The sequence below is a fragment of the Burkholderiales bacterium genome (genome assembly GCA_035560005.1).
GTDB lineage: Bacteria > Pseudomonadota > Gammaproteobacteria > Burkholderiales > Eutrophovitaceae > DASRFY01.
On sequence record DATMAN010000060.1, the window covers coordinates 1 to 7,216 of the forward strand.

Annotated in this window: 6 protein-coding genes and 1 tRNA gene; all 7 read left to right on the forward strand. The window is 65.9% G+C overall.

Features of this window, described 5'->3' with window-relative positions:
* Window positions 1-1,396: chaperonin GroEL (gene groL, locus VNM24_09080; protein ID HWQ38743.1), on the forward strand; the 1,396-nt coding region annotated here is incomplete at its 5' end.
* Window positions 1,397-1,475: 79 nt separating this feature from the next.
* The gene (locus VNM24_09085) at window positions 1,476-3,389 is read left to right on the forward strand and encodes a DUF294 nucleotidyltransferase-like domain-containing protein (GenBank protein HWQ38744.1); all 1,914 of its coding nucleotides are present in this window, start codon (window positions 1,476-1,478) and stop codon (window positions 3,387-3,389) included.
* 47 nt (window positions 3,390-3,436) lie between these two features.
* The gene (locus VNM24_09090; protein HWQ38745.1) at window positions 3,437-4,105 is read left to right on the forward strand and encodes a 3'-5' exonuclease; all 669 of its coding nucleotides are present in this window, start codon (window positions 3,437-3,439) and stop codon (window positions 4,103-4,105) included.
* 115 nt (window positions 4,106-4,220) lie between these two features.
* Entirely contained in the window at window positions 4,221-4,484 is a 264-nt protein-coding gene (locus VNM24_09095; GenBank protein ID HWQ38746.1) for a DUF4212 domain-containing protein, read from the forward strand.
* Entirely contained in the window at window positions 4,484-6,538 is a 2,055-nt protein-coding gene (locus VNM24_09100; protein HWQ38747.1) for a VC_2705 family sodium/solute symporter, read from the forward strand. The genes VNM24_09095 and VNM24_09100 overlap by 1 nt, the downstream gene beginning before the upstream one ends.
* 57 nt (window positions 6,539-6,595) lie before the next feature.
* Complete coding sequence (locus VNM24_09105; GenBank protein HWQ38748.1) at window positions 6,596-6,895, forward strand: hypothetical protein; 300 nt, start codon at window positions 6,596-6,598, stop codon at window positions 6,893-6,895.
* Between the two features lie 89 nt (window positions 6,896-6,984).
* Window positions 6,985-7,060 (forward strand) — tRNA-Phe (locus tag VNM24_09110).
* Window positions 7,061-7,216 lie beyond the last annotated feature (156 nt).

A 7,216-nucleotide genomic window follows, 5' to 3' on the forward strand; every position in this document is an offset into this window, starting at 1 on the left:
GGACGTGGCCGGTGATGGCACCACCACCGCCACCGTGCTGGCCCAGTCGATCGTGCAGGAAGGCATGAAGTTCGTGGCCGCCGGCATGAACCCGATGGACCTGAAGCGCGGCATCGACAAGGCGGTCAATGCCGTGGTCGAGGAGCTGAAGAAGATTTCCAAGCCCTGCACCACGAGCAAGGAGATCGCCCAGGTCGGCGCCATCTCGGCCAACGCCGACGCCGACATCGGCAAGATCATCGCCGATGCAATGGACAAGGTCGGCAAGGAAGGCGTCATCACGGTCGAGGACGGCTCGGGGCTGAACAACGAGCTGGAAGTCGTCGAGGGCATGCAGTTCGACCGCGGTTATCTCTCGCCGTACTTCATCAACAACCCCGACAAGCAGATCGCGGTGCTGGAAAACCCCTACATCCTGCTGCACGACAAGAAGATCTCCTCGATCCGCGATCTGCTGCCGGTGCTCGAACAGGTCGCCAAGGCAGGTCGTCCGCTGCTCATCATTGCCGAAGAAGTGGAAGGCGAAGCGCTCGCCACGCTGGTGGTGAACAACATCCGCGGCATCCTGAAGACCTGCGCGGTGAAGGCCCCCGGGTTCGGCGATCGCCGCAAGGCCATGCTCGAGGACATCGCCATCTTGACCGGCGGTACCGTGATCGCCGAAGAGGTCGGCCTGTCGCTGGAGAAAGCGACCCTGAAGGATCTCGGCCAGGCCAAGCGCGTGGAGGTGGGCAAGGAGGAAACCACCATCATCGACGGCGCCGGCGATCCGAAGCAGATCGAGGGCCGGGTGAAGGCGATCCGCCAGCAGATCGAAGAGTCGACGAGCGACTACGATCGCGAGAAGCTGCAGGAGCGCGTGGCGAAGCTCGCCGGGGGCGTGGCGGTCATCAAGGTCGGCGCCGCGACCGAAGTGGAGATGAAGGAGAAGAAAGCGCGTGTGGAAGACGCGCTGCACGCCACGCGCGCGGCGGTCGAGGAAGGCATCGTGCCCGGTGGTGGCGTGGCGTTGATCCGTGCCCGCGCCGCCATCGCCAAGCTGAAGGGCGACAACCATGACCAGGACGCCGGGATCAAGATCGTCGCGCGTGCGCTGGAAGAACCGCTGCGCTGGATCGCGGCCAACGCGGGAGACGAACCTTCGGTCGTGGTCAACAAGGTGAGCGAGGGCAAGGGCAACTTCGGCTACAACGCGCAGACCGGCGAGTACGGCGACCTGGTGCAGATGGGCGTGCTCGATCCGACCAAGGTGACGCGCTATGCATTGCAGAACGCAGCCTCCGTCGCGGGCCTGATCCTGACCACCGACGCGATGGTCGCCGAGCTGCCCAAGGAAGAGCACTCTCACGCCGGGCACGGCGGGGGCATGGGGGGCATGGGCGGCATGGACATGTAAGCGCCGAGTTCTCCGAGGAAAGCCCCGCGCGAGCGGGGCTTTTTTTTGTCCGCGGCGCGGCGTACTGTACGGCGCACTCATGGTGCCGACCGCCGAGATTCCCGAGGCGCTGCGCGAGACGACGATCGAAGAGCTGCGCCGGCATGCGCCGTTTTCCGCGATGGCACGCGCGCACCTGGGCGAGCTGGTCGCCAAGCTGTCGCTGGCCTATTTCCCCGCGGGCCGGCAGATTCTCTCGCCTGAGCATGGGGTTCCCGAGCACCTGTTCATCGTCCGGCGCGGACTGGTCGAATCCCTGGTACCCGAGAGCGCCGCGGCCAACACGGCACCGGTCATCACGCTGTCTGCGGGCGAGGCCTTCCCCATCGGTGCGCTGATCGCCGCGCACCCGCCGGTCAACCTGTTTCGCGCGGCGCAGGACAGCTTCTGTTTCCTGCTGCCACGCGAGACCTTCGCCCGGATGCTGGAGATCAGCACCGAGTTCCGCGACTTCTGTACCCGTCGCCTGGCTCACCTGCTGGAGCGCTCGCAGGAGAGGCTGGTTGCGGAGTACGCCAACGCCGCGGCCGCCAGCCGTTCGCTCGCTCAGCCGCTGGGCGAGATCGCGACGCGGACACCGGTGTGCTGCGCCCCCGCGACCAGCCTGCGCCAGGCCGCCGCGCTGATGCACGAAGGCCGGGTCGGATCGATCGTGGTGGTCGACGCGGCCGGGCGTGCGCTCGGGATCTTCACGCTGCGCGACCTGCTGGACCGCGTCGTCGCGCAGGGCGCGGATCTCGAGGCGCCGATCGAGCGTTTCATGACCCGCGATCCGGTCGCCCTGGATGTCGACCAGGCGGCGGTGGATGCTGCGGTCGCGATGGCGCGTCACGGTTTCCACCACATTCTGGTCACGCGTGACGGCCGCCTCAGAGGCGTCGTTTCGGAACGAGACCTGTTCGCGCTGCAACGCGTGCAGGTCACGCGCATCGCGGACGCCGTGCGCGCCGCGGCCGACCTCGATGCCCTCGTACCGATCGCAGCGGATGTCCGCGCGCTCGCGCACAGCTTGCTGGCGCAGGGCGCTTCGAGCGAGCACGTCTCCAGGATCATCACCGAACTCAACGACCGGCTGAGCACCCGTCTCATCGAGCAGGAAATGGATTGCGCGGATGTGAGGGGCATCGAGCTTTGCTGGCTGGCACTCGGTTCCGAAGGGCGCGGCGAGCAGACGTTCGCCACCGACCAGGACAATGCCATCGTCTTTGCCGATCCAGTGACGGGAACCGCGGAAGAGTCGCGCGCCCGACTGCTCCCGGTGGCCTCGCGCATCAACCAGGGTCTGGATCGCCTGGGCTTTCCCCTGTGCAAAGGGGGGATCATGGCAGGCAATCCGCGCTGCTGTCTGTCGTTTTCCGAATGGCGCGGGCGCTTCGCGCACTGGATCGACCAAGGAGACCCGCAAGCGCTGCTCGACAGCGCGATCTTCTTCGATTTCCGCCCGCTGTGGGGCGAGGCGACATTGGCGCAGCGCCTGCGCGACTGGCTCGCGCCCGTCGCGCGCGCCAACAGCCGCTTTCAGCGCCAGCTCGCGCAGCAGGCGCTCGCCAACGCCCCGCCGCTCGGGGCGCTGGGCGATTTCAAGCTGTCGGACCGGGCCGATCGATCCGGCGTGCTCGATCTGAAACTCCAGGGCACGGCACTGTTCGTCGATGCCGCCCGAGTGGCAGCGCTGGCCGCCGGCGCGCAGGCGAGCGCAACCGCGGCGCGGCTCCGGCAGGCCGCCGAGCGCCTGCGCCTGGATTCGCGGGAGTGCGACGCCTGGTTGGAGGCGTTCTGGTTTCTGCAGTTGCTGCGGCTGAAGCATCAGCACGCGCGGCTGCAAGCCGGGCTCCCCGCGGACAACCTGCTCGATCCGGCCGCGCTCAACGAACTGGACCGTCGAATCCTCAAGGAGTGCTTTCTCCAGGCGCGCCGGCTGCAGGCGTGGTTGCGGTTCGAGTACCAGTTGTGAGCCTGTTTACCCGGTGGTTCGGGCCGCGCGTGCGCCTACCGAAAGACATGTCCGAAGCGCTCGCCGCCTGGCGTCGCCTCCCGCCCCCGGACCTCGATCGCCCGTTGGCAGACCTGCGCTGGGTCGTTGTGGATACCGAGTCGAGCGGCCTCGATCCCCATCAGGACCGTCTGCTGTCGATCGGCGCTTGCGCCATCGACCACTGCAAGCTTCATCTGGACGAAGTCTTCGCGGTTTCGCTGCGCCAGCACTACCCCAGCGCCGAGGACAACATTCTCGTTCACGGCATCACCGGGTCCGCGCAGCTCACCGGCGAGGAGCCGGCGACGGCGCTTCTCGGCTTTTTGCAGTTCCTGCGCAACGACATTCCGGTGGCCTTTCACGCGGCGTTCGACGCCACCTTGCTGGCGCACGCAATGCGCATGCATCTGGGGGCGAAGCTGCGGAGGGTCTGGTTCGACGCCGAGTGGATACTGGCCGCACTCTTTCCGGACGCGGCGGGCACCAGGCGGTCGCTGGACGACTGGCTGAGGCGCTTCGGAATCTCCGGCTACACGCGCCACGACGCGCTGTCGGACGCCTTCGCCACCGCCGAGCTGCTGCTGATCGCGATCGAGCAGGCCGGGCTGCAAGGAGCGAGGAGCGCGCGCGACCTGCAGCGGCTGTGCGCCGCGCACCGGGCGCTCGTACGTCTGCGCCGCACACGCTCGCCTTGAAAAGCGCCCGGGCGTCGGCTACTCTGCCACGCGTCGAGCGGCCGATAACCACCAAGACAACGTGCGCGCCGGGCGGATCCCGCACCGGCAAGAATGCGGCTCAAGGAGGAGAACCATGGAGCTTTCCGAGAAGCACCGGGAGTACTGGCGGAGAAATATCTCGCTCACGGCCGTCCTGCTCGCCGTCTGGTTCGTCGTCACTTTCGTGCTGGGGTATTTCGCGATCCCGCTTTCGGAATTCAACTTCCTGGGATTCCCCTTCAGCTTCTACATGGCGGCCCAGGGTTCGCTGATCATCTACGTGATCCTGATCTGGCTGTATGCCCGCCGCATGGGCCGGCTCGACCGGGAGTACGACGTCGCCGAAGGAGAAGAATGATGGCTACCGCGCAGCAGACCTTCGCCCGACAGCTCAGGAAGTACTACGCGTTCTACACCGGCGGCTTCATCCTGTTCGTCGTCCTGCTGGCAATCGCCGAGCAGATGGGATTGCCGCGGCGCTATATCGGTTACACCTTCCTGCTGGCCACGATCGCGCTCTACGCCGGCATCGGCATCATGAGCCGCACCGCGGACATCGCCGAGTACTACGTCGCAGGGCGCAAGGTCCCGGCATTCTTCAACGGCATGGCCACCGGCGCGGACTGGATGAGCGCCGCTTCTTTCATCGGCATGGCCGGCACGGTCTACGCGATGGGCTTCGACGGCCTTGCGTTCATCATGGGCTGGACCGGAGGCTATGTCCTCGTCGCGCTGCTGCTCGCGCCTTACCTGCGCAAGTTCGGCCAGTTCACGATTCCCGATTTCCTGGGCGCGCGCTACGAGGGCAATCTGCCGCGTGCCATCGGCATCATCGCGGCGATTCTCGCCTCCTTCGTCTACGTCGTCGCGCAGATCTACGGCGTGGGCATCATCACCAGCCGTTTCACCGGCGTGGAGTTCGGCATCGGCGTGTTTCTCGGGCTGGCCGGGATCCTGGTGTGTTCCTTCCTCGGTGGCATGCGGGCCGTGACCTGGACGCAGGTTGCACAGTACATCATCCTCATCATCGCCTACCTGATTCCGGTGGTGTGGCTGTCGCTCATGCTCACCAACAATCCCTTCCCGCAGCTTGCCTACGGTCAGGTGCTGCAGAAGCTCACCGTGCGCGAGAAGGAGTTGACGGAGGACCCGAAGGAAATCGAGGTGCGAAATCTCTTCAGGCAGCGCGCGGAGGCGCTGGACGCCAAAATCCAGGGTCTGCCCGCATCGTTCGAGCAGGAGCGCGCCGCGCTGGAGAAGAAGCTCGCCGACCTCACCGCTGTCGGAGCGCCCGAGGACCAGATCAAGGCCGCGAAGGCGGCGCTGGATGCCTTCCCGAAGACGCCCGAGGAAGCGAAGGCCGTATGGACCGCGCAGAAGGCCGCCGCGCTGGGCAAGTCGGCGCCGCCCAAACCCCACGCCACGCCCTTCCCGGGCAAGGACGAAAAGGCGCGGGAGATCGCGCGCAAGAACTTCCTCGCGCTGGTGTTCTGCCTGATGATCGGCACCGCCGCGCTGCCACACATCCTGATGCGCTACTACACGACCCCCAGCGTGTCCGAGGCGCGCAAGTCGGTGTTCTGGTCGTTGTTCTTCATCTTCCTGCTCTATTTCACCGCGCCCGCGCTGGCGGTGCTGGTGAAGTACGAGGTGTATACGAACCTGGTGGGCTCGAGCATCGCGCAGCTGCCGCGCTGGGTCGAGCTGTGGTCACAGGTCGACAAGACCCTGCTCTCGGTAACCGACATCAACGGCGACGGAATCCTGCAACTGCCCGAATTGACGCTCGGACAGGACATCATCGTGCTGGCCACGCCCGAGATTTCGGGCCTGCCCTACGTGATCTCCGGCCTGGTCGCGGCCGGAGGCCTGGCGGCGGCGTTGTCCACCGCCGACGGGCTGCTGCTGACCATTGCCAACGCGCTGTCGCACGATCTGTACTACAAGATGCTCGACCCCGGCGCCTCGACCCAACGCCGCGTGGCGATTTCCAAAGGTCTGCTGCTGGGCGTGGCCGTCATCGCCGCGTACGTGACCTCGCTGAAGCCGGGCAACATCCTGTTCCTGGTGGGCGCCGCGTTCTCGCTGGCGGCCTCCGCCTTCTTCCCCGCGCTGGTGCTCGGCATCTTCTGGAAGCGAGCCACCAAGTGGGGCGCGGTGGCCGGCATGGTCATCGGGCTGGGAATCTGCTTCTGGTACATGGTCACGCGCTATCCGTTCTTCGGCATCAACGCGCCGCGCATCTGGGATATCGATCCGATTTCCTCCGGCATCTTCGGCGTGCCCGCGGGCTTCCTCACCATCGTGGTCGTGAGCCTGCTCACACCCGCGCCGGCGAAGCAGACACAGGAGCTGGTCGAGCACGTGCGCTATCCGCACCTGCGAGGCGACATCGAAACGCGCGCCACCTGAGCGCCCGCTTGTTGCGCCGGAGCCGCTCGCGGGTCGAGGCGCCGCACACGCGTTTTCATGCCGCTTGACGTCTTTGCGATATCCGTTCTTCGGGCGCTGGTCGAGGTCGCGCTGTTCGTGATGCTCGGCCAGGGAGCGCTGTATGCGATCGCCGGCGCGCGCCGCGAGCGCAACCCCATCTACAAGCTCTTCCGGCTGATCACCTCGCCGGTGATCCGGTTCACACGGGCGATCCTGCCCAAGGTCATCATCGACCGCCACGTCCCGCTGATCGCCTTCTTCCTCGTGTTCTGGCTGTGGATCGTGCTCAGGCTCGCCAAACAGCAGCTTTGTGCTGCGCATGGCTTTGTCTGCTGACCCTGAAGCGGTTGGTCTCGCCGAAAAATTCCGTATAATTCGCCGCTTCGCGCGGGGTCAGGATCCTCGGCGTGCGTGTGTCCCGCGGGGGCCAAGTAGCTCAGTTGGTAGAGCAGAGGACTGAAAATCCTTGTGTCGGTGGTTCGATTCCGCCCTTGGCCACCATCTTTGCCGGTGCTTCTAGCAAGCCCGCCTGATTGCCCTCCGAAGGGATCGCGAGTTCTTCCGCAAGAGCAGTCCGGTCACCTGGCTCAATCAGATTTTTGAGCGAGATCTCCGCGGTATTCGCACCGCACTTCATTTCCGCGATGGTGCCCCGCG

Excerpts from the sequence above, each read along its gene's own strand:
- VNM24_09085 (HWQ38744.1), top strand. The coding sequence starts at position 1,476 with ATGGTGCCGACCGCCGAGATTCCCGAGGCGCTGCGCGAGACGACGATC.
- VNM24_09090 (HWQ38745.1), top strand. The coding sequence starts at position 3,437 with ATGTCCGAAGCGCTCGCCGCCTGGCGTCGCCTCCCGCCCCCGGACCTC.
- VNM24_09095 (HWQ38746.1), top strand. The coding sequence starts at position 4,221 with ATGGAGCTTTCCGAGAAGCACCGGGAGTACTGGCGGAGAAATATCTCG.
- VNM24_09100 (HWQ38747.1), top strand. The coding sequence starts at position 4,484 with ATGGCTACCGCGCAGCAGACCTTCGCCCGACAGCTCAGGAAGTACTAC.
- VNM24_09105 (HWQ38748.1), top strand. The coding sequence starts at position 6,596 with ATGCCGCTTGACGTCTTTGCGATATCCGTTCTTCGGGCGCTGGTCGAG.